Origin of the sequence: Streptosporangium carneum, assembly GCF_027922005.1 — a bacterium.
Lineage (GTDB): Bacteria > Actinomycetota > Actinomycetes > Streptosporangiales > Streptosporangiaceae > Streptosporangium > Streptosporangium carneum.
The window spans coordinates 514,506-534,642 of record NZ_BSEV01000001.1 but is presented as its reverse complement, the minus strand read 5'-3'; the positions used below and the strand labels follow the sequence as shown (position 1 = coordinate 534,642).

Below are 20,137 nucleotides of genomic sequence, written 5' to 3'. Positions count from 1 at the left end.
CACAGTGTTTATCCACACCCTGGGGAAGCATCAGGGTGTGGATCAGCCGGAAAGACCGAACTGCATCTGGTAGACGTACGGCGGCAGCAGCAGGACCACCGCGACGAGCGCCACCAGCACCAGCGCGCAGCCTCCCCACTGGAAGGCGTTGCGGTTCTTCGCGGGCGCGTAGGCGAGGATGCCGCCGACCACGGCGCCGGTGATCAGGCCGCCGAGGTGCCCCTGCCAGCTGATGCCGGGAAAGGTGAAGGTGAGCACCGCGTTGATGCCGATCAGCCAGAGCACGCCGCGGGCGTCGTATCCCAGCCTTCTGGCGACCACGAACAGCGCGCCGAACATGCCGTAGATCGCGCCGGAGGCGCCGACCGCCGCGATGCCGAACAGGTAGACCGCGACCGATCCGCCGAGCGCGGACAGCAGGTAGAGCGCCAGGAAGCGCACGGAGCCCAGACGCCGCTCCAGCTCGGGGCCGATGGCGTACAGCGCCCACATGTTGAACACGATGTGGGTGATCGCCCACGCGCCGCCGCTCAGCGGCGCGTGCAGGAAAGCGCCGGTGATCAGACGCCACCACTCGCCGTAGGCGACGGAACCCGAGTCCATGGCGAAGTCGGCCAGCACCCGGTTGGTGCTGAGGGTCTCCGCGACATAGGCCAGGACGTTGACGACGAGCAGCGTCCAGGTGACCCTGGGCGTGGCGACCGCCCTGCCGCCGAAGACCGACTGCGCCTGCCGTACCGTCTTGTTGCCCTGGCTCACGCACTCGGGACACTGGAAGCCGACGGCGGCGTCGCGCATGCAGTCGGGACAGATGGGCCGCTCACAGCGCTGGCAGCGCACGTAGGTCTCACGACCCGGATGCCGGTAACACGTGGGAACGGCAGCGGTTTCGGACTCGCTGGGTGGCTGGGTGGTCATGGCGTGTCGCTGGCCCCTTCGACCGTGCTGTTATCCACAGACTGCCAGCCTATGCATGATCCCGAGCACACGCACCAGCGAACGAGCCCGCGATCTCCGGGCGGTGGCCTCCGCGAGGGGAGTCCACCGCCCGGATCGCTCAGCCCTGGACGCGCTCGACGGTGACCGACTCCAGGACGACGGGGTCGGTGGGACGGTCGCGGGCGTCGGTCTCGGTCTTGACGATGGCGTCGACGACGTCCTGCCCCTCGACGACCTCACCGAAGATGGTGTGCTTGCCGTTGAGGTGCGGCGTGGGAACCACGGTGATGAAGAACTGCGAGCCGTTGGTGCCCCGGCCCCCCTGGATGCCGGCGTTGGCCATGGCGAACAGGTAGGGGCGGTTGAAGTACAGATCCGGGTGGATCTCGTCGTCGAACTTGTAACCCGGGCCACCGATGCCCTGGCCCAGCGGGTCGCCGCCCTGAATCATGAAGTTGTCGATGACCCGGTGGAAAATCGTGCCGTCGTAGAGCTTGGCGTTGGTCTTCTGGCCGGTCTCCGGGTGCACCCACTCGCGGGTGCCCTCTGCCAGCTCGACGAAGTTGCGCACGGTCTTGGGCGCGTGGTCCGGGAAAAGCTGGATCTTCACGGTGCCGCGATTGGTGTTCAGGTTCGCTATCAACTTCTCAGCCACGATCGGGCTCCCCCTTCATGTCGTTGGCTAAAGCCTCTGCAACGTGCTGTTTCATGGTGTTCTGATGGCTGCGGCCGTAGCCGGTCCACCTAGCATCCTCCCACGGCCGGTAATGATTGAGCCGCCTTCGAGCGGGAAGGGGAGGCAACGGGGCCCCGACGACTGGGGAGGTTGACGTGCCTCTTGCACTATTTGGAAAGCGCCACACGATTGTGATTCCGGACACGCGGCTTAATCAGGTGAAAGCTCAGGTGGTCCGTGCCGCCGATCTCGCCTCCGAGCGGGTCGGCCCGGTGGCCGCCCAGGCCCGCGAGGCGGCCATCCAGGCCCGTGAGGCCGCCAGCCACGCCCGTGGCGCGGCCGGCGACAGGATCTATGTCGCCAGGGAATGGGCGGCGCCCAAGCTGGACGCTGCCGCCCACTCGGTTGAGGAGCAGCTCGCACCGAAGGTCAGCGCCCTGCTGTCGCAGGCCGCCAGCAAGGTCGATCCCACGCCTCGGACCAGGTCCCGCAGGTGGCCGACGCTCCTGTTGCTCACGGGCCTCGCGGTGGGCGCGGTCGGCTTCGCGTTGTACCGCAAGAGCGCCGACCAGTGGACCGACGCGATGAAGGAGAACGCCTCGGACGCCTCGCGGTGGGCGTCGGAGAAGGCGCGGTCCGCGTCGGCGAAGGTCTCCGACGTGGCGGAGGAGGCCAAGGCGAAGATCGGCGCCAAGGCCGACCAGGCCGGCGAGAAGGCCGAGCACGCGGCGGATCAGGCTTCGAAGAAGCTGCCCTGATCCACACGGATACGGCCCGCACCAGCCTGGTGCGGGCCGTATCCGCGCGTTCGGGCTCTTCCGTCCGCACACGTGAGAGCCCGAACGCGCGGGAGGGACCGTCCGCGCGGGAGAGACCGTCCGCGCGGACTCCGGCGTCTTCGGGGGGCGACCGTACCGGGATCGTCACCGGCGGGCGCCATGGCCTTTCCCCTCGGCTCGTCCGGCACCCCCGCGCTCACCTCTCCGCGCCGCCGCCGTACCGGTCCTCCGTGCGGTACGGCCCGCGTGCGCCGTGCCGGTCCCCCGTGCGGCACGGCCCGCGCGAGGTCAGGGCCGCTTGACGCAGTGGATCGGGCCGTGCTTCTCGAGCGAGAAGGCCTTCTTCTCCGCCCCGGCGGCCGGCGACTCCACGATCGTGATGTCACCGTCCGGCAGCACCTTGGTGAAGAGCTCGGACGCGGGCTCCTCGGCGCCCTCGACATGGGGCTTGACGGGTGCCGCCGTGTCGTCGGCCGGCCCCTTGACATCGGGAACGGCCTCGTCGAAGACCGGGTTCGGCTCCCCGGGGGCGGCCTCACCGAAGATCGAGTACGACTGCGCGACGGCGCCCTCGCCCGAGCCCTTCGTGCCCCCCGGCGCCTCCTCGACACCGCCCACCCGGATCTCGAAGGCCTTCTCCTTGAGCTGCTCCTTGAGCTCCTTGAGCTTCGCCGGGTCGGGGAGCTCGCCGAGAGCGTCGGGGGTGATCACCGTCGACTCCCCGCCCCTGAGCCGCACGTCTCCCTTCAGCCTCCTCTCATGGAACAGAGCGCCTTTCTCCTTGAGCTTCCTGATCTCCTCCTCGGAGAGCTTGCGCACCCTCGCGATCACCGCGCCGCCCTCGCAGCGGACGACGAAGGCGCCCTCGTCGAGGGCGGGGTTCTCCACGGTGGGCGCCGGGGTCGGAGTGTCCGTGACGGTCGCCGGAGGCGGGGTGTCGGCGTTGGCCGCGCCGGTCAGCGTGCTCATCAGGACACCGGCCGTCAGCGTGACGGCGGCGAGGATGCGGGTACGCATGCCTGTTCTCCCTTTCTGGCTCGGTGGATCTGGAGATCACAGGCTCGCGCCCGTCGGCTGAACCCAGCCTGAAGGCGGCAGAAGTCGTCTTCAGGTTGGCTTTAGGCGGGCTGCGGCACGCTGGACGGCATGCGCATGCTGCTGGTTGAGGACGAGAAGCGCCTGGCCGACCTGCTGAAGGGCGGCCTGGCCGCCGAGGGCTTCGCCGTCGATGTCGCCCACGACGGACGCGACGGGCTGTGGATGGCGAGTGAGAACGCCTACGACGTGATCGTGCTCGACGTCATGCTGCCGCGCATGAACGGCTACACCGTCTGCGCCAGGCTTCGTGACGCCGAGAACTGGACGCCGATCCTGATGCTCACCGCGAAGGACGGGGTGCACGACGAGGCCGAGGCCCTGGACACCGGCGCCGACGACTTCCTGTCCAAGCCGTTCTCCTACGTGGTGCTGCTGGCCCGGCTGCGCGCGCTGACCCGCAGGGGAGGCAGGGCGCGGCCCGTCTCCATCGTGGTCGGCGACCTGGCCGTCGACCCGGCCGGGCTCCGCTGCCGCAGGGGAGAGGTCGAGATCTCCCTCACCCCCAAGGAGTTCGCGGTCCTGCACGGTCTGGCCCGCAGGGCGGGCGAGGTGGTCTCCAAGAGCGAGCTGCTGGCCCAGGCCTGGGACTTCGCCTACGACGGCGACCCGAACATCGTCGAGGTGTACATCAGCGCGCTGCGTCGCAAGATCGACTCACCGTTCGGCCGGACGTCCCTGGTGACCGTGCGCGGCGCCGGTTACCGGCTGGAGGCCTGAGATGCCACGTCTGTCGGTCCGGGTGAGAGCCACCCTGGCGGCCACCGTCATCGTCGCGGTCGCGCTGGGGGTCGCGGCGGCCGTGCTCGTCGGCGTGCTCAGGGGCAGCCTGGTGGAGAGCGCGTCCCTTGAGGCCACCAGGCGTGCCGACGCCACCGCCGAGGCGCTCCTCACCCGGCTCAAGGCCGACAGCAAGGCCGACAGCGTCGGCGGAGTCGCCGAACGGGTCATCGATCCGGACATCATGATCATCGACGAGTCCGTCCGGGGCGCGGACCCCCGGTTCGACCTCACCACCCCCGACGACCGACCGGCCCTCCTCTCGAAGGTCTCCTCGACCGTCTCCGGTTCCGTCTCCGCGCTCTCCTGCGTGCCCACGGAGCCGGTGTTCTCCGTCGAGTCCTCGGCCACGCCTCCCGCCGGGGCGCCGACTCGGAAGTGGACGTCCTGTGGCTCCTTCGCCGTGGCCACCATGCCGGTCGCCACGGCGAAGGGACCGCTGCTGGTGCGGGCCAGGGCCTCCCTGGAGCCGACCAAGGCCGCCCTGCAGTCCCTGCAGGGCCTGCTGCTGCCCGGCATCCCCGCGCTGCTCCTGCTGGTCGCGGCGCTGACCTGGCTGGTGGTCGGCAGGGCGCTCGCGCCGGTCTCGGCCATCCGCGCCGAGGTGGCCGACATCACCGCCAGCGACCTGCACCGCCGGGTCCCCGTGCCGCGCTCGCGCGACGAGATCGCCCGGCTCGCCGAGACCATGAACCGCACGCTCGACCGGCTGGAGCTCGCCGTCGACCGGCACAAGCGCTTCGTCGCCGACGCCGCCCACGAACTGCGCAGCCCGCTGGCCGTCCTGCGCACCCGCCTGGAGCTCGCCCCGCCGGAGCCGTTGGCGGCGGAGGCGCTGACCGACGTCGAACGGCTCCAGAAGCTCACCTCCGACCTGCTGCTGCTGGCCCGCCTGGACGCGGGAGAGCCCGCCTGCCACGAGGAGGTGGACCTCGGCCAGGTGGCCGCCGAGGAGGCCACGAGGTCCCGCCCCAGGCCCGAGATCCAGGTGGCGCTCGACGTGGCGGTGGACGCGGTGGTCCGGGGCTCGGCCGACCAGTTGCGCCGCCTGGTGGCCAACCTGGTGGACAACGCGGTACGGCACGCGGACTCCACGGTCACCGTCCGTCTGGCCCTCGACGAGGGCGAGGCCCTGCTCGACGTGCGCGACGACGGGCCAGGCATCCCCGACGAGCACCGTGAGGCGGTCTTCGACCGGTTCACCCGGCTGGACGAGGCCAGGGACAGGGACGCGGGCGGATCAGGGCTCGGGCTCGCCATCGCCAGGGACATCGCGGTACGGCACGGCGGCCGCCTCGACCTCGTCGCCGGATCCCGGGGAGCGTGGTTGCGCGCCCGTTTTCCCGTGATATGAATCACCCGTGGCTCACTGAGGAGCCCTCGTCACGGGAGGCCCGCCATGCCGTTCCCCACCCGCAGGTTGATGATCTTCCGGAGTCTGCTGGGCGGCGCCACCGCCCTGGTCGCCTCCGCCGTCACGTGGGCGCGCCCCGCCGAGGCCTCAGAGGCGGAGACGGACGCCGCTCCCGTCCTGGTCAAGACCAAGAGCATCCCTGTCGGCGGCGGAAAGATCATCAAGGGCACATGGGTGGTCACTCAGCCGGTCAGGGGCACCTTCCGGGCTTTCAGCGCCAAGTGCACGCACCAGGGCTGCACGGTCGGGACCATCAGCGGCGGCACCATCAACTGCCCCTGCCACGGCAGCAGGTTCAGCGTCACCGACGGCTCCGTCGTCAGGGGACCGGCCTCGCAGGCGCTCCCCCGACGGAGGATCAAGGTCTCCAAGGGCGTCATCCGCCTGGGCTGAGCTCGATCCCGTAGGCCGTCGTGCGCTGCTTGACCTCGAATCCCGCACGCGTGTAGACGCCCAGCGCGCCGGTCGAGTTGGCCACGTCCACCCCCAGACCGGCCCTGTGGTATCCCCTGGCGCGGAACTCGGTGAGGGCGTGGGCGAGCAGCGCGCCCGCCACCCCTCTGCCCCGCCACTCGCGCAGGGTGCCGATGATCTGGATCCACGCCTCACGGACGCCGGTGATCTCGGTTTCGGCCTCGAAGTAGTGGGTGATCAGCAGCCCGACGCCCCTTCCCGACTCCTCCTGGACGACGAAGGAGTCCTCCGGGCTGAAGGCCCCCGCCCCGACGACCATGCTCCGCCAGCTCTCCCGGGTGTGCGGCACGCTGCCCCAGTGATCGACGAAGGCCTCGTTGCGCACCCGCATGGCCGTCTCGTCGAGGTCCTCGGCATAGGGGACGACCCTCAGGCCTTCGGGCATGACGCCCACCGGCAGGGGGTCGTCCAGGCCGCGGCCCATGTCGTAGAAGAACCGGATCGGCGTCAGACCGGCCGCCGTCACCACGGCCCCGGCCCACCGGTTGCGGTCGTTCACATAGGCGTGAAGCTCGAGAGGCAGGCCGGGAAAGCGCCGTTCGTGGATCACCCTGGCGGCCTGGACCGCCCAGTCCACCAGTCGCCCGCCGAGGCCGCGACGCCGGTAGTCCGGATGCACCGCGCACCACAGGCGCATGAGGTGAACCGGGTCCGCCGCCTGTCTGGCGTAGACGGCTCCGAAGGCCACCATCCTGTCCCCGTCCCATACGGCGCGGGTGCCGTCCTCGAGGTCGAGCAGCGCGAGGCCGAGCTCGTCGACGAGGTCGTCCTGGCTGTGGTGCTCCCCGGTCCCGTCCTCGGCCTCGACCGCCGCGAGCAGCTCCGCCCATTCGCTCACACCCGTTATGGCCAGCGGAGTCCACTCGAACGTCATGAGGCGGAGCATATGATCACTTATGTCGTGATCGCGAAAGGTTTTCCCTCGGGTCCGGCGGGCGATCGAGAGCCCGGGACGACGTGGGCGCGTCAGAGCAGGCGCGTCCCGCAGTCCAGCTCCCGCCCGATCAGCCGGAGCCCGTCGGCGAAACCACTCCTGGTCTTCCCGCCGAAGCCGACGAAGAGCCGGTTGGCCAGCGGAGCCGCCCAGCGGCCCCGGGCGGCGACGTTGAAGACGCGGTGGACGAAGAGCGTGCCCTCGGGATGCGGCTCGACGGTGTACTCCCCCCTGTACCACCATCCGCCCTGGGCGGCGAAGGTCTCCTCGGTCACCTCGACGGTCATCGCGTGGCCCGGCATCCGCAGGGTGAACCGTCCCGGGCCTCCCTCGACCGTTCCTCCCGCCGAGGACAGCAGCCAGACGTTGTCCGGGCCGACGGGACCGGGACGCACCGCGAGGATCAGCCGCTTCACCCGCTCCGGCGAGGTCTCGACCACCCCCGCCACCTCATACAGCAGGGTCTTCTTCATCCGACGCTCCCATCATGTCGAAACCAGGACGGTCCTTCCAGGACAGCTCCCCTGTCCCGAGCCGCTCCAGGACGCTTCGCACCCAGTCGAGCTCCGCTCCGCGGAGCGCGCGCTCGCATTCGAGTTCGAGGAGCAGCAGCCGGGGCAGCCCGCTCTCCTCCAGGCTCCTCAGGTGCGCGTCACAGGCGAAGACCGCGCTCTCCAGGGCCGCGGCACGGGTCAGCAGCGCCCGCTCGGCGTCAGGCTCGGACAGGCATCCGATGAGCGAGATCGCGGCGAGGAAGTGCCGTCTGTCCTGTCCCGGCTCCGCCAGCAGCCGCCGCAGCCGGGTCCCCAGCTCCGCCCTGCCCTCGTCGCTGAGCCGGTAGACCGTCCGCTCCGGCCTGCGCCCCTCCCGGCTCGTCTCGACGGGCACGATCAGCTCGTCCCCGGCCAGACGGTCGACCGCGTGGTAGAGACTGCGCGGCAGCCCGGTCACGTAGTCCTTGTGCGTGTCCAGGATCAGCCGGTGCATCTCGTAGGGGTGACTCGCCTTGACCGAGAGCAGCGCGAGCACGGTCAGTCCGACCAGATCTGGGCTTCGCGGCATCACGACTCCTAATGCAAACCTCTTTATTGCATTATGCACTATTGAAGCGCGAAGCACACCACTGATCGATCAGGACGGCCGTGCCGACGCCGTCGCCGGGCCGCTCCGGCCGACGTCCCGTCAGGCCGGGCCCTCCGGCCCTATCGCTCGGAGCCGACGGTGAGGACCACCGTGCCGATGGTGACCCTCATTCCTCGCTCCCGGTCCTCCCCGTTCGTCCTGCCCGCCCGGTCGTCCCCGCCCGCCAGGTTCTCCCTGGCCGCCTGATCACCCCTGGCCGCCCGCTCCTCCCTGACCGTCCGTTCTTCCCGGGCCACCTGGTCATCCCCGACTGTCCGCCCCTCCCGGGCCGCCTGGTCATCCCCGTTCGTCCGGTCCGCCTGGTCGTCCCCGCCCGCCAGGTTCTCCCTGGCCGCCTGATCACCCCTGGCCGCCCGCTCCTCCCTGACCGTCCGTTCTTCCCGGACCGCCTGATCATCCCCGGCCGCCCGCTCCTCCCGGGCCGTCCGCTCCTCCCGAGGCGTCCGGTCTTCCCTGGCCGCCCGGCCCGCCTTGTCCGCCCTGCCGGCTCCCGCCCCCTCTTTCCTGCCCTGCCTGTTCGGCTTGGTGACGAAGCGCAGCTCGGCCGTGCCCCCCGGGCTCAGCTCGGCGATCGAACAGTGCGCCTCCGTACCGCTGAACAGGCATCCGGGGCCCGCTTTGACGATCTTCCGCCCGCCGAGGGACCTGCCGACCACCTCGATTCCGGCGGCGGGAATCGGGGCGGTGTTGAGGACCGTGACGACGTAGGCGTTGTCGCCCGCCACCCTGCCCGCGGCGGCCAGCTCCGCCGGAGGCTGGGCGAGCGTCCTCAGTTGCGACAGGGTGCCGTTGAAGACGTTCTGCCCGCCGGGAAGCGCCCCCTTGTCGGCGGCCTGCCAGAAGGTGTGGCGCAGCCAGCCCGCGGGAAGCGCCCCGGGCTCGGCGCCCCACCGGGCCAGCCACAGGGGGTTGCGGCCGAAGGTCGTGGAGTTTCCCGTGCAGGTCCGCCACCAGCTCGTGGTGGTGTAGATGATCGCGTCCCGTCCGGTCCGCTCCCGGTATCGGGAGGTGAAGGCGTCCAGCCAGGCGACCGCCTGCCCCTGGTCCATTCCGTAGCAGTTGTCGAGGCCGTTTCTGCTGGTGTACGGATTGTCCTCGATGTCCAGCACGCCGGGCAGGGTCTGACCGTCCGGAGCCCAGCCGCCGCCGTTGTCGACGAAGAAGTCGGCCTGCGCCGCGCCGTCCGACTCGTGAGGCTGGGCGAAATGGTAGGCGCCCCGGATCAGTCCCGCCGCCGCGGCTCCGCCCTCCTGCTCGGCGAACAGGGGATTACGGTAGTTCAGCCCCTCCGAGGCGTGCACGAAGGCGAACGCGCCGCCGCCGGCGGCGACGGCCGCCCAGTCGACCTGCCCCGTCCAGTTGCTGACGTCGACTCCACGGATCCCCGATGTCTCGGTCACCCCCGGCTCCGCGTGAGCGGTTCCCGAAAGGCACACCACCGCCACGACAGGCGCGACCAGCAGAGACATGTGTTTCACGTGAATCCATCACCCTCCGCGCGGCAACGGGCAAGATCCTGACTGATGATCACGAGGAACCGCAAGAACCGAGGGCGGTCGTCACTCGAGTTACCGCCTTTCACACAGGAATGTCACCTCGAGGAACACCGTCTCGCCCCCCGCGGAGGTCGCCCCAGCCCCGCACCCGCCCCCGCCTCTGCCCCAGCCCCAGCCCCGGAGCCGGCGCCGACCCGCCGCCGACCCGCCCGCCGTCGCCGCCCACCATCACCGCACGGCGTCACCGCCCGCCGTGCCGACGTCGTGGACGTGCCCGGAACACGGCGCGACGGGCGGGCGACGACGGGTGCCGCCGCCCGCGTCCGGTCATGTGGTGGCCAGGGCGACCGTCGGAGACAGGCGGGCGGCGCGCATGGCGGGGTAGATCCCGGCGACCGTGCCGATGACGAGGGTCGCGGCGACCGCGCCGCCGATCGCCCAGGGCGGCACGATGGGAGGCCAGTCTCGCGACAGGGCGTATCCGGCGGTCGCGAGCGCGCCGAGCACCGCCCCCACCACCCCGCCCAGCGCGGACAGCAGCAGGGACTCGGCCAGGAACTGGACGCGTACCTGCCCACGGGTCGCCCCGAACGAACGGCGCAGGCCGATCTCCTTACGACGCTCCAGCACCGAGATCACCATGGTGTTGGCCACCCCGACCCCGCCGACCAGCAGCGCGACCGCGCCGAGGCCGAGCAGCAGGTTGGTGAACGCACCCGCCGCGGCGGCCCTGGCGACCAGCGCGTCCGAGGGCCTGCTGATGTCGACCTCCTCCGGGTTCTCCGGATTGACCGTGCGGGGCAGGACCCCTCTGACCGCCTCGACCGCCTCCTCCGCCGACCTCTCGTAGATCGTCGTCGGATGCCCGTCGAAGCCCAGGTGTTCCTCTGCGGCGGGGAACCCGACGAGCGCCGACCGTTCGATCTCGGGGGCGAGCGGCATGGGGCCCAGGAGCCCGATGACGGTGAACCACCGCTTTCCCATCCACACCCGCACGCCGGTCCTGGTGACGCCGAGCCGTTCTGCGGCCTTCGACCCCAGGACGACGGCGGGCTGCCGCTCGGTGGCGGCGTTCAACCAGGCCCCCTTCGTGACGCCTCCCTCGAGCGTGGTGAGCAGCTCGGTGGTCGCCGCCTGTACGGCGATGCCCCCGGTCACCTCCTTGGGAATGCGGTCGGTCCGCCGCACGGTCGCCTCGATGACTCCGGTGGCGGAGGCCGTGATGACCGGGCCGACGCGCTTGACCATGCTGACCGCCCCGGTGGGCAGCTTGGCCTCCTCCCCGAAGAGGGTGCGGCCCGCCGAGACGGTGAGCAGGTTGGTGCCGAGCCGGTCGAGCTGGCGCAGCAGCTGTTCCTGCGAGGAGGACGAGATGCCGATCACCGCGATCATGGTGGCGATGCCGATGGCGATCCCCAGCGCGGACAGGATCACCCTCGTGGGACGGGTGCGGAGCCCCACCGCGCCGACCCGCAGGACGTCGGAGGGGCTGAGCCTGGCGGGCGTCAGCCGCCCTGCCGTGCGCGTCACGTCGCGCCTCCCTTCGTGATCTCCGCCGGGGGTTCGCGGCCGTCGCCCCGGTCGGCGATGATCTGGCCGTCGCGGACCCTGACCTGTCTGGGGCACCATTCGGCGATCTCCGCGTCGTGGGTGATGACCGCGATCGTGGTTCCGGCCGCGTGCAGGTCCCGTAGGACCCGCAGCACCTCGGTCCCCGCCGCGGAGTCCAGGTTGCCCGTCGGCTCGTCCGCGAGCAGCAGCGGCGGGTCGCCCGCCACCGCGCGGGCCACCGCGACCCGCTGCTGCTCGCCCCCGGAGAGCTGGTTCGGCCTGTGCCCCAGCCGGTGGCCGAGTCCCACCCGTTCCAGTGCCGCCGCGGCCCGCTCCCGCCTGCTCCGCAGCGCGACGCCGGTGTAGAGGAGGCCGTCGGCCACGTTGTCCAGCGCGGTGACCCCGGGGGACAGGTGGAACTGCTGGAACACGAACCCCAGGTGGCGTGCGCGCAGCGCGGACAGCTCGCGGTCGGAGAGCTCGGCCACGTCACGGCCCGCGATGCGCACGACCCCGGTGGTCGGCCGGTCCAGGGTTCCGATCATGTGGAGCAGGGTGGACTTCCCCGAACCCGAAGGTCCCACGATGGCCACCAGCTCGCCGTGCCCGACCGTCAGATCCACCCCGCGCAGCGCCTGCACGTGCCCGTTGTAGAGCTTGGTCACATCGCGCAGCTCCACCACGTACGGCCCGCCCACCGCGTCCGGGCCGCCCTTGTCTCCCGCGTCCGGCCCGCTCCTCCCCACCACACGCGGCCCGCCCACCGTGTACGGCCCGCTCCTTCCCACCGCGAGCGCCCCGCCCGCCGTGTCAGGCTTGTCCGTCTCCCCCGTGTACGGCTCGCTCATGGGGCGGGCACTCCGACCTTCATGCCCTCGGAGAGCCCCTTACCGGTGATCTCCACCAGGCCGCTGCCGAAGCCGCCCGTCTCCACGGACACGACGCGGGTCGCGCCGCCCTCGACGACCTCGACGCCGAATCCGCCCTCGCGCAGCGCGAGCAGCGCCTCGACCGGCACGGTCAGGACGTTCTCGCGTCGTTCGCTCACCAGCTCCACCTCGACCGGGGCCTGGTCGAGCCTGGTCTTCGGGGTCCTGTCGAGGGTGATGTCGACGTCGACGGTGGTGCCGCCGTCGCCACCCTGGCCGGACTCGACCGGTTCGGCGACCGTGCCGACCGCGCTGATCCTGCCGGTCGCCCGCTCGCCGCCAGGCAGTTCGACGGACACCTTCGCGCCCTTCCTGACCAGCGTCTGGTCACCGGTGTCGAGGTCCACGTGCACCAGCCGCCGCATGCCGCTGACCGTGAGGACCGGCCGCCCCGGGGCAACCTTCTCGCCGACCGCGACCTTCGCGTCGGTGACCCGGACCGCCGAGGGCAGGAAGATCACCTGGGCGGCGTCCACCTGCCCGGTCTCCGGCAGGCCCGCGTCGTCCTGCCACTCCTTGACGGCGAGGTGGGTCGCGTAGCTGAAGTGGTCGTCCACCGTCAGGTAGTCGCCGTGACCGAGCGCCTTGAGGTTGCGTTCCAGCTGTTCGACGTCGGGCCCGTCCGACACGCCCTGGCGCAGCGGGCGGTAGAGCGGCAGCGAGCCGTACATCACGACGACCGGCTTCCGGTCGATCTTGAGGAGCGGGCGGCCTCTGCGGACCACCGCGCCCTCCGCCGCCACCCACGTCACCGTGCCGGAGGCGTCCGTGCCGAGCCGCCGCTCACCGGCGTAGGTGAGCGAGCCGTCCACGGTCTTGGTGTCCACCAGGTCCTGCCGGGTGATCGTCGCCGTGGCGGGCAGGGGCGGCCTGCTCGGCGCCGCCGCCTGCGTGCCGCCGTCGCCGAGGACCGCGACCGCCGTCCAGGCGGCGGCGAGCACGAGAAGGCCCGCGACGGCGGTGAGCCCCTTCCTCACTGCGGCCCCTTCAGGTTCGGCGCGAACTCCTTGCACGCCTCCTCGGCCTCTTTGAGCTTCGGCTCCCCGCCCTTGGGGATCTCCACCCTGAACCGGCCGTCGGTGCCGGGGTCCGGCATGTCGACGCCGTGCTGCCGCATGCACTGGGCGTACTTCAGCATCTGGTCACGGGCCTTCGGGTCGTTCGCGGGCCCCTTGTCGCTGACCACGTCCTTCATGAAGTGCTCGCACTCCTGCATCGCCTTCTGCGCCGTGGCCTCGCCGCCGCCCTTGCCCTGCCTGATCATGACCCTGCCGTCGGGTCCCGGGTCGGGCACGTCCATGCCGTGCTCCCGCATGCACTGGGCGAACTTCAGCTGCGCCTCCCGCCGGTCGGTCGGGGCGGACCCCGAGGCGGAGGCGGCCGGCGTGGCAGAGCCGCCGCCCACGCCGGCGACGCCGTCGTTGCCCGCTCCCGTCCCGGACGCGGTTCCGGCTCCGGCGCCGCACGCGGTCAGTGACAGGGTCAGCGAGACGGCGGCCAGCAACGGTCGAACCCTCATGGCTCACTCCTTCGCGCCGCGGGTCGCTCGCCCGGGGCGCGGCCTCACTTCAGCGGGCGCGGTGCTAAACCTGGATAAGCCGTGAACCCCGGCGACCGTCTTACCCGCGTCTAACACACCTTCGGCCACTCTCGTCAGAGAACAGGGAGGCGGAATGCGAGTGCTTGTCGTCGAGGACGAGGAACAGCTGGCCGACACCATCGCGCGAGGCCTGCGGCTGCACGCCATCGCCGTCGACGTGGCCTACGACGGGCAGGACGCGCTGGAGATGGCCGCCTACGTCGACTACGACGTCGTCGTCCTCGACCGCGACCTCCCCGAGGTCCACGGCGACGACGTCTGCCGCGAGCTGACCGGCAAGAACGAGCACGGCAGGATCCTCATGCTGACCGCGGCGGGGCAGATTCGCGACCGGGTCGACGGGCTCTCCATGGGCGCGGACGACTACCTGACCAAGCCGTTCGCGTTCGCCGAGCTGGTGGCCAGGATACGGACGCTGGCCCGCCGTTCCCCCAGATCGGCGCCGTCCGTGCTCGAACGGGCCGGGATCAGGCTCGACCCCGCCCGCCGTACGGTCACCAGGGACGGGCGGGAGATCGCGCTGAACCGCAAGGAGTTCGACGTCCTGCGGGTGCTGCTGCGAGCGGACGGGGATCTCGTCAGCTCGGCGGAGCTGCGCAGGAGCGTGTGGGACGAGTACGCGGAGGCGGGCACCGGCGTGCTGCGCGTCACCATCACCTCGTTGCGCAAGAAGCTCGGCGCTCCCTCGGTGATCGAGAACGTGCCGGGCAGGGGGTACCGGTTTTGACGGTCCCGAACCCGTCGCGCGGTAAAGGGACCCTCGTGAGAAGAGCCCTTCCCTTCGGTCTCCCCTGGAACAGACCGGGCCTGCGCATGCGGCTCACCCTGCTGTACGGCGGGCTGTTCTTCGCCGCGGGATCGGTGCTGCTCTGGCTCACCTACCTGCTGACCGCCAGGGCGCTGAACCAGCAGTTCGTCGTGAAGCTCAACAAGGCGGTGCTGCCCCCGGGCGCGACCGACCAGACCTTTCCCAAGACCCTCATCGACGACACGCCCACCGGGCAGGCGGCCCAGCAGCTGAGGACGGAGGTCGAGCAGCGGGCGGCCAGCGTGCTCGACGAGATGGTGCGCTCCTCGCTGGTCGTCATGATCCTGATCGGGATCATCGCGGTGGTGGTCGGCTACCTGGTGGCCGACCGCGCGCTGCGGCCCCTCGACCGGGTCACCGAGACCGCGCAGCGGCTCTCGGAGAGCACCCTGCACGAACGGATCGCGCTCCACGGCCCGCAGGACGAGGTCAAGCGGCTCGCCGACACCTTCGACGCGATGCTCGACCGCCTGCACCGGGTGTTCGACGCCCAGCGCCGCTTCGTCGCCGACGCCTCCCACGAACTGCGCACCCCGTTGACGATCAACCGCACCATCCTGGAGGTGTCGCTGGAGGAGCCGACGGCCTCCGCGGACCTCAAGGCGCTGGCCCGCGCGCTCCTGGGCACCAACGCCAGATACGAGCGGCTGATCGAGGGGCTGCTCCTGCTCGCGCAGTCCGAGCAGGAGCTCACCGTCCGCAAGCCCGTCGACCTGTGCCAGGTCGTGCGCACCGCGCTGGAGCAGATCTCCCTCGAACCGCGCAGGCGGCGGGTGACCGTCCACGAGGATCCGCGTCAGGCGCTCGCCGTGGGCGACCCGCTCTTCCTGGAACGCTGTGTGTTCAACCTCCTGGAGAACGCGGTCAAGTACAACGTCAGCGGCGGCGATGTCTGGGTGACCGTCCACCAGGACGACGACGCCGCGGTCGTCACGGTGGAGAACACGGGCCCCGTGGTCCCGCCGTACGAGGTGGACGAACTGTTCGAGCCGTTCCGCAGGCTGCAGGGGGAACGCGTCCGCTCGGCGCGCGGGGCCGGGCTCGGCCTGTCCATCGTGCGGGCCATCACCGACGCCCACGGCGGCACCGTCACCGCCAGCGCCCGCCCCGAGGGAGGGCTCGTCGTCGCCCTGCGTCTTCCCCGCTGAGGCCGACGCGCCGGTCACCGTGCCGGTCGCCGTGCCGCGTCATCGCCCGTGGGGCGGGCGGACGGCGACGACGGCCGCCAGGTCGGGGGCCAGGCGGAGTTCGACGGCGTCGAGGAGGGGGTGCTCCAGCCAGTGCAGACGAGCCAGGTCGGGCTCGTTCTCGTGCATGGGCGGCCACGTCAGAGCCGGGGTGAAGTCGTCGACCACGAGCGTTCCGCCGGGTTGGAGCAGACGGGACGGATCGGCGGGAGCACCGACCTTGCCGTGGCCGCCGCCGTCGAGGACCACGAGGTCGTACGGCGCGCGGTCGTAGATCACGCTCCAGTCGCCGCAGATCACGGTGACGCCGGGCACGTCCGCGAAAAGCTCGGCCGACGCCCGTGCGAGGTCGGGCTCGCGCTCCACGCTGACGATGTCGGTGCGCGGACGCGCTCCGGTGACGAGCCAGGCGAGACCCACCCCGCATCCCGTGCCCGTCTCCGCGACGGAGGAGCGGGCTCCTCCGGCCAGGACCTGGAGCAGACGCCCCTGCTCGGGACGGCAGGAGAAGGGGAAGCCCCGCCTCCTCGCCAGCTCGACCGCGCGGGCCACGAGCGGAGGGACGTCCAGGCCGTCGTAGGCGTCGGTGCCGTTCGGCGCCATCGAGAACCGTCACCCGCCCAGGTCGGAGCGCCGCCCGCCGGGAGCGACGATGATCGCGGTTGCTCGGCTGCTCGCGGGACGGAGGCGGGCTTTCTCACCCGCGCCGAGAGGTGTCGGGCGAACGCCCGGGATGACGGGATCCGTTGCGGGTGCGTGAGCCATGGAGCGCAGCGTATGCGTTGGAGGCGCTTTCACGCGTGCCGTCACATGTCGGAGTCGTGGCCCTCCGGCGGGTGCCGGGTCAGGCCGTGCGGAGTCGTGGGCTTCCGACGGGTGCCGGGTCAGGCCATGCGGGCGGCCCCGGCGCCCGCGGAACGGGAGCGCCGGCGGGCCTGAGCCGCCGACGCGGGAAAGAGCCGCTCCCTCGTGCGAAGGAGTGCTGGGACAGCCCTTCTCGGCGATTACTTCCGGGCCGGGGAAAGCCAGGCTTGAGGGGTGAGCACGTCACTGAGGAGCCCCTGCATGAAGCCCCGCGTCGCGTTTGTCGCAGCCTCCCTGCTGGTCCTGGCGTACGGAGTGATCCGCATCCTCGACGGGCTCGACGGCAGCCGAGGCTCCGGCCTCGCCTGGACCGTCGGCCACCTGACCGGCCGGTCCGCCGTTTCGCGCTTCTCGCTTCCGGCCGGATGACAGCGGGCGGGAAAGAGGGGGCAGGATTGCATCCCATATCCGCCATACCGCTTTTCGCCCCGTTTCGTAGCCGGCTGCGTTCGCTCCCGCCCCGGCGGCGGAAACCGCCGTCGGGGCGGGAGCCGTTCCAGGGGCCGCCTGAAACACGTCTGACGGAGAAAGGCTCCAGAAAGCCCGGCGTCCCTCGGAAATCAGCCGCGACCGTCATGACGCTCACCGCGGCGAACAACGACGCCGGACTTCGAACGGGTGACGCGATGCCATATCGCGGTCACACATCGGCGTCATGCGCCTTTCTCCGCCCCGTCCCGGCGGGACGGTCCAGGTGACCGGACGGACAGGGGTGTGGGCCGTACGCGGCAGGCCCGTCCGCGAGCGCGGCCGACCAGGGGAAACGCCCCCCGCCGGGCCGTTCTGGCCCCCCGGCGAAAAACACCGTTCCCACCGGCAAGAATGTCATCGCATCCCATGAATTCGATCATGGTCCCCATACGGGCCCGCCGGAAGGGCCGTCATGAAATGCGTCACCGCTTATCCGGCCAACCTTAAAGGCTATTGACGGCAACCCTCCTTCGATTAGTTTGTGATTCACCTACAAGTGGGCTCCAAGCAGGCACAGATAGACATTCTGGGAATCGCTTACCCTTCAAGGGGGATCATGCTCGCCTTGTCAGGTGCTCCCGTAGCGCCGATCGCCGCGCACAACCTGCTTGTGTTCCTTCTACAGGTCGGCCTGCTGCTCATGCTGGCACTGGTCCTCGGCCGGCTCGCCGCCCGTTTCGGCATGCCCGCCGTCGTCGGCGAACTGTTCGTCGGCGTGGTCCTCGGCCCCTCCTTCCTCGCGCACATCGCCCCTGACCTGCACAACTGGCTGTTCCCCGCCAACCTCGAACAGTTCCACCTGCTCGACGCCGTCGGCCAGATCGGCGTGATCCTGCTGGTCGGCCTCACCGGCATCCACATGGACATGGGTCTGGTCCGCCGACGCGGCGCCACGGCCGCCGGGGTCAGCGTCGGCGGCCTCGTCCTCCCGCTCGGATTCGGCATCGGCGTCGGCTTCCTGCTGCCCGGGGCGCTGATCCCCGACGGCACCGACACCACCGTCTTCGCGCTGTTCCTGGGCGTGGCGATGTGCGTCAGCGCGATCCCGGTCATCGCCAAGACCCTCATGGACATGAAGCTGCTGCACCGTAACATCGGCCAGCTCACGCTGACCGCCGGCATGATCGACGACGCCTTCGGCTGGCTCATGCTGTCGATCGTGAGCGCGATGGCGGTGAACGCGGTGACCACCGGAACCGTGCTGACCTCGTTGGCCTGCCTGGCCGCCATCATCGTGTTCGCGCTCACGCTCGGCCGCCCGATGGTCAGGGGCGCGCTCCGGCTGGCCGACAAGTCGGACGAACCAGGGCTGACCGTCGCCACCGCGGCTGTGCTCATCCTGCTCGCCTCGGCCGGAACCCACGCCCTGGGGCTCGAAGCGGTCTTCGGTGCCTTCGTCTGCGGCATCCTCATCGGCAACGCGGGCAAGGTCGATCCGGTCAGGCTCGCCCCGCTGCGCACGATCGTGCTGTCGGTGTTCGCGCCGATCTTCTTCGCCACCGCGGGCCTGCGGATGGACCTGACCGCGCTGACCAGGCCCGAGGTGCTGCTCAGCGGGCTCGCCGTACTGGCCGTCGCGATCATCGGCAAGTTCCTCGGCGCCTACGCCGGGGCGCGGCTGAGCAGGCTCAACAAGTGGGAGGCACTCGCGCTCGGCGCCGGGCTCAACGCCCGCGGCGTGATCGAGGTGGTGGTCGCCATGGTAGGCCTGCGGCTGGGCATCCTCGGCGTCGAGGCGTACACCATCGTGGTGCTCGTCGCGATCGTGACCTCGCTGATGGCCCCGCCGATCCTGCGGATCGCCATGGCCAGGGTGGAGCAGACCGCCGAGGAGGAGATCCGGGAGTCCGAGCACCGAGCCTGGACCCGCCAGCCGGTGAGCGGAGCCGATCCGATCCTGTGACCCGCGCCCCGGCGTGAGGAACCCGGGGGCTCCGCGGTCAGAACAGGGTCAGCGGCTCGGCCGGCATGGGCTCGGGCAGCGGCTCGAGCCCGGGCAGCCGGGTCCGCACCTCCTCGTGAAAACGACGGGCGAGCGTCAGCGCGTCGGCGTTGTCGGGGGTGTGGATGAAAACGGTCGGCGAACGACCTTCGCGGAGCCACTCCGTGACCGTGTCGACCCAGTGCCGCCAGCCCTCGACCGTGCGCTCCGTGGCGTCCCGGCCGAGATAGCGGATGATCGGCCGGTCGGTGAGAGCGTCCGACCTACGCGGCACGCGCGGCTTCTTCGTCCACGCATCCCGCTCGGCGTCGCTGGTCGGAGGGCTCTGGAAGAGGGTGACGGTGTCGAACGGGACCCATTCGGCGTCGACGCCGGCGAGCACCCTTTCGAGAAGCCGCACAGATCGCGCGTCGTCGAAGAACGCACGATGACGGACTTCGACGGCGTATCTGTACGAACGAGGGAGCCGGCGAAGAAAGCCCGCCAGGGTGCCGAGGTCGGCGGGAGAGAACGACCCCGGCAGCTGCACCCAGAGGGCGTGAGCTCGCAGCCCGAGCGGTTCGATCGCCTCCAGGAACGACCGAAGCTCCTCCTCACCGCCGGTGAGACGACGCTCATGCGTGATCGGCTTGGGCAGCTTGACCACGAAGCGGAAGTCGGGATCCGTCTGGCGCGCCCACGACTCCACCGTGCTCCTCGTCGGCGTCGCGTAGAACGTCGTGTTCCCCTCCACCGCGTTGCACCAGGTCGCGTAGGCCCGCAGTCGTTCCCCGGGAGGAAGCGGGTGGGGCAGAAAACGCCCCTGCCATGGCGCGTGCGTCCACATCGCGCATCCCACATGAAGCCGCATGACCTCGACGCTATCCAAGCTCGGCGACGGAAACGACCGATCACGCCACGACCCGTGCCGGAGGCACCCACCAGCCTGGCGCCGGAGACCTTCGGGGAGAACCTCGTCTTCGTTGTTGACGATGTTTTGTCGCGCCTTCTAATATTGTCTCCAACAGAGACGACGTTCGACGCATCCTGTGGACGCGGGGACGCCGGCTCAGGCG

At 70.8% G+C, this 20,137-nt stretch carries 21 protein-coding genes; 8 read left to right on the top strand and 13 right to left on the bottom strand.

Annotation, left to right across the window (positions count from 1 at the left end; all coding sequences use genetic code 11):
* Positions 1 to 42: 42 nt before the first annotated feature.
* Together PKF00_RS02535 and PKF00_RS02530 are read right to left on the bottom strand one after the other, a co-directional pair.
* Positions 43 to 918, bottom strand: coding sequence for a rhomboid family intramembrane serine protease (locus PKF00_RS02535; protein ID WP_271215677.1), 876 nt, complete (start codon positions 916 to 918; stop codon positions 43 to 45).
* Positions 919 to 1,057: 139 nt separating this feature from the next.
* Positions 1,058 to 1,594 (bottom strand): peptidylprolyl isomerase, encoded by a 537-nt coding sequence (locus tag PKF00_RS02530; protein ID WP_271215676.1) that lies wholly within the window; start codon positions 1,592 to 1,594, stop codon positions 1,058 to 1,060.
* A gap of 239 nt (positions 1,595 to 1,833) precedes the next feature.
* Between PKF00_RS02530 and PKF00_RS02525 the strand changes: the two genes are divergently transcribed.
* Complete coding sequence (locus PKF00_RS02525) at positions 1,834 to 2,373, top strand: hypothetical protein (RefSeq protein WP_271215675.1); 540 nt, start codon at positions 1,834 to 1,836, stop codon at positions 2,371 to 2,373.
* Between the two features lie 309 nt (positions 2,374 to 2,682).
* On the opposite strand, the gene PKF00_RS02520 is transcribed toward PKF00_RS02525, so the two are convergent.
* Entirely contained in the window at positions 2,683 to 3,411 is a 729-nt protein-coding gene (locus PKF00_RS02520; RefSeq protein ID WP_271215674.1) for a hypothetical protein, read from the bottom strand.
* 129 nt (positions 3,412 to 3,540) lie between these two features.
* Between PKF00_RS02520 and PKF00_RS02515 the strand changes: the two genes are divergently transcribed.
* From PKF00_RS02515 to PKF00_RS02505, 3 genes are read left to right on the top strand one after another with little or no spacing between them, the layout of a single operon-like run.
* Entirely contained in the window at positions 3,541 to 4,209 is a 669-nt protein-coding gene (locus PKF00_RS02515) for a response regulator transcription factor (protein WP_271215673.1), read from the top strand.
* Between the two features lies 1 nt (position 4,210).
* Positions 4,211 to 5,623 carry a sensor histidine kinase gene (locus PKF00_RS02510; protein WP_271215672.1) on the top strand — a complete coding sequence of 471 codons (1,413 nt, stop codon included), beginning with the start codon at positions 4,211 to 4,213 and terminating at the stop codon, positions 5,621 to 5,623.
* A 45-nt stretch (positions 5,624 to 5,668) separates the two neighbouring features.
* Positions 5,669 to 6,076: a QcrA and Rieske domain-containing protein gene (locus PKF00_RS02505; RefSeq protein WP_271215671.1), complete on the top strand. Its 408-nt coding sequence runs from the start codon at positions 5,669 to 5,671 to the stop codon at positions 6,074 to 6,076.
* On the opposite strand, the gene PKF00_RS02500 is transcribed toward PKF00_RS02505, so the two are convergent.
* The 8 genes from PKF00_RS02500 to PKF00_RS02465 form a co-directional block, all read right to left on the bottom strand.
* Positions 6,060 to 7,031, bottom strand: a complete 972-nt coding sequence (locus PKF00_RS02500) for a GNAT family N-acetyltransferase (RefSeq protein WP_271215670.1) — start codon at positions 7,029 to 7,031, stop codon at positions 6,060 to 6,062. The genes PKF00_RS02505 and PKF00_RS02500 overlap by 17 nt on opposite strands.
* Before the next feature lie 92 nt (positions 7,032 to 7,123).
* Positions 7,124 to 7,564 (bottom strand): hypothetical protein, encoded by a 441-nt coding sequence (locus PKF00_RS02495; protein WP_271215669.1) that lies wholly within the window; start codon positions 7,562 to 7,564, stop codon positions 7,124 to 7,126.
* Complete coding sequence (locus PKF00_RS02490) at positions 7,542 to 8,153, bottom strand: PadR family transcriptional regulator (protein WP_271215668.1); 612 nt, start codon at positions 8,151 to 8,153, stop codon at positions 7,542 to 7,544. The genes PKF00_RS02495 and PKF00_RS02490 overlap by 23 nt, the downstream gene beginning before the upstream one ends.
* 140 nt (positions 8,154 to 8,293) lie before the next feature.
* Complete coding sequence (locus PKF00_RS02485) at positions 8,294 to 9,703, bottom strand: GH25 family lysozyme (protein ID WP_271216343.1); 1,410 nt, start codon at positions 9,701 to 9,703, stop codon at positions 8,294 to 8,296.
* Positions 9,704 to 10,057: 354 nt separating this feature from the next.
* Positions 10,058 to 11,260: an ABC transporter permease gene (locus PKF00_RS02480; protein WP_271215667.1), complete on the bottom strand. Its 1,203-nt coding sequence runs from the start codon at positions 11,258 to 11,260 to the stop codon at positions 10,058 to 10,060.
* Positions 11,257 to 12,129 (bottom strand): ABC transporter ATP-binding protein, encoded by an 873-nt coding sequence (locus tag PKF00_RS02475; RefSeq protein ID WP_271215666.1) that lies wholly within the window; start codon positions 12,127 to 12,129, stop codon positions 11,257 to 11,259. Before PKF00_RS02475 ends, PKF00_RS02480 begins: the two co-directional genes overlap by 4 nt.
* Positions 12,126 to 13,187 carry an efflux RND transporter periplasmic adaptor subunit gene (locus tag PKF00_RS02470; protein WP_271215665.1) on the bottom strand — a complete coding sequence of 354 codons (1,062 nt, stop codon included), beginning with the start codon at positions 13,185 to 13,187 and terminating at the stop codon, positions 12,126 to 12,128. Before PKF00_RS02470 ends, PKF00_RS02475 begins: the two co-directional genes overlap by 4 nt.
* Positions 13,184 to 13,729, bottom strand: coding sequence for a hypothetical protein (locus tag PKF00_RS02465; protein ID WP_271215664.1), 546 nt, complete (start codon positions 13,727 to 13,729; stop codon positions 13,184 to 13,186). The genes PKF00_RS02470 and PKF00_RS02465 overlap by 4 nt, the downstream gene beginning before the upstream one ends.
* 154 nt (positions 13,730 to 13,883) lie before the next feature.
* On the opposite strand from PKF00_RS02465, the gene PKF00_RS02460 reads away from it, so the two are divergent.
* Together PKF00_RS02460 and PKF00_RS02455 are read left to right on the top strand one after the other, a co-directional pair.
* Positions 13,884 to 14,537, top strand: coding sequence for a response regulator transcription factor (locus PKF00_RS02460; protein WP_271215663.1), 654 nt, complete (start codon positions 13,884 to 13,886; stop codon positions 14,535 to 14,537).
* A gap of 35 nt (positions 14,538 to 14,572) precedes the next feature.
* Complete coding sequence (locus PKF00_RS02455) at positions 14,573 to 15,766, top strand: sensor histidine kinase (protein ID WP_271215662.1); 1,194 nt, start codon at positions 14,573 to 14,575, stop codon at positions 15,764 to 15,766.
* Between the two features lie 39 nt (positions 15,767 to 15,805).
* Here PKF00_RS02455 and PKF00_RS02450 read toward each other — a convergent pair whose 3' ends face one another.
* Positions 15,806 to 16,408 carry an O-methyltransferase gene (locus PKF00_RS02450; protein WP_271215661.1) on the bottom strand — a complete coding sequence of 201 codons (603 nt, stop codon included), beginning with the start codon at positions 16,406 to 16,408 and terminating at the stop codon, positions 15,806 to 15,808.
* 462 nt (positions 16,409 to 16,870) lie between these two features.
* Between PKF00_RS02450 and PKF00_RS02445 the strand changes: the two genes are divergently transcribed.
* Both PKF00_RS02445 and PKF00_RS02440 read left to right on the top strand, forming a co-directional pair.
* Positions 16,871 to 17,038: a hypothetical protein gene (locus PKF00_RS02445; protein WP_271215660.1), complete on the top strand. Its 168-nt coding sequence runs from the start codon at positions 16,871 to 16,873 to the stop codon at positions 17,036 to 17,038.
* A 658-nt stretch (positions 17,039 to 17,696) separates the two neighbouring features.
* Positions 17,697 to 19,043: a cation:proton antiporter gene (locus tag PKF00_RS02440; RefSeq protein WP_271215659.1), complete on the top strand. Its 1,347-nt coding sequence runs from the start codon at positions 17,697 to 17,699 to the stop codon at positions 19,041 to 19,043.
* Between the two features lie 37 nt (positions 19,044 to 19,080).
* Here the strand turns inward: PKF00_RS02440 and PKF00_RS02435 are convergent, their stop codons facing one another.
* On the bottom strand, positions 19,081 to 19,932 hold the full coding sequence (locus PKF00_RS02435; RefSeq protein ID WP_271215658.1) for a DUF72 domain-containing protein: 852 nt from the start codon (positions 19,930 to 19,932) through the stop codon (positions 19,081 to 19,083).
* Positions 19,933 to 20,137: the final 205 nt, after the last annotated feature.

Bases quoted from the DNA above. Each gene is read 5' to 3' on its own strand.
- PKF00_RS02515 (WP_271215673.1), top strand. From the start codon at position 3,541: ATGCGCATGCTGCTGGTTGAGGACGAGAAGCGCCTGGCCGACCTGCTG.
- PKF00_RS02510 (WP_271215672.1), top strand. From the start codon at position 4,211: ATGCCACGTCTGTCGGTCCGGGTGAGAGCCACCCTGGCGGCCACCGTC.
- PKF00_RS02445 (WP_271215660.1), top strand. From the start codon at position 16,871: ATGAAGCCCCGCGTCGCGTTTGTCGCAGCCTCCCTGCTGGTCCTGGCG.
- PKF00_RS02535 (WP_271215677.1), bottom strand. From the start codon at position 918: ATGACCACCCAGCCACCCAGCGAGTCCGAAACCGCTGCCGTTCCCACG.
- PKF00_RS02520 (WP_271215674.1), bottom strand. From the start codon at position 3,411: ATGCGTACCCGCATCCTCGCCGCCGTCACGCTGACGGCCGGTGTCCTG.
- PKF00_RS02460 (WP_271215663.1), top strand. From the start codon at position 13,884: ATGCGAGTGCTTGTCGTCGAGGACGAGGAACAGCTGGCCGACACCATC.
- PKF00_RS02505 (WP_271215671.1), top strand. From the start codon at position 5,669: ATGCCGTTCCCCACCCGCAGGTTGATGATCTTCCGGAGTCTGCTGGGC.
- PKF00_RS02465 (WP_271215664.1), bottom strand. From the start codon at position 13,729: ATGAGGGTTCGACCGTTGCTGGCCGCCGTCTCGCTGACCCTGTCACTG.
- PKF00_RS02435 (WP_271215658.1), bottom strand. From the start codon at position 19,932: ATGCGGCTTCATGTGGGATGCGCGATGTGGACGCACGCGCCATGGCAG.
- PKF00_RS02500 (WP_271215670.1), bottom strand. From the start codon at position 7,031: ATGACGTTCGAGTGGACTCCGCTGGCCATAACGGGTGTGAGCGAATGG.
- PKF00_RS02495 (WP_271215669.1), bottom strand. From the start codon at position 7,564: ATGAAGAAGACCCTGCTGTATGAGGTGGCGGGGGTGGTCGAGACCTCG.
- PKF00_RS02490 (WP_271215668.1), bottom strand. From the start codon at position 8,153: ATGCCGCGAAGCCCAGATCTGGTCGGACTGACCGTGCTCGCGCTGCTC.
- PKF00_RS02475 (WP_271215666.1), bottom strand. From the start codon at position 12,129: ATGAGCGAGCCGTACACGGGGGAGACGGACAAGCCTGACACGGCGGGC.
- PKF00_RS02440 (WP_271215659.1), top strand. From the start codon at position 17,697: ATGCTCGCCTTGTCAGGTGCTCCCGTAGCGCCGATCGCCGCGCACAAC.
- PKF00_RS02450 (WP_271215661.1), bottom strand. From the start codon at position 16,408: ATGGCGCCGAACGGCACCGACGCCTACGACGGCCTGGACGTCCCTCCG.
- PKF00_RS02485 (WP_271216343.1), bottom strand. From the start codon at position 9,703: ATGTCTCTGCTGGTCGCGCCTGTCGTGGCGGTGGTGTGCCTTTCGGGA.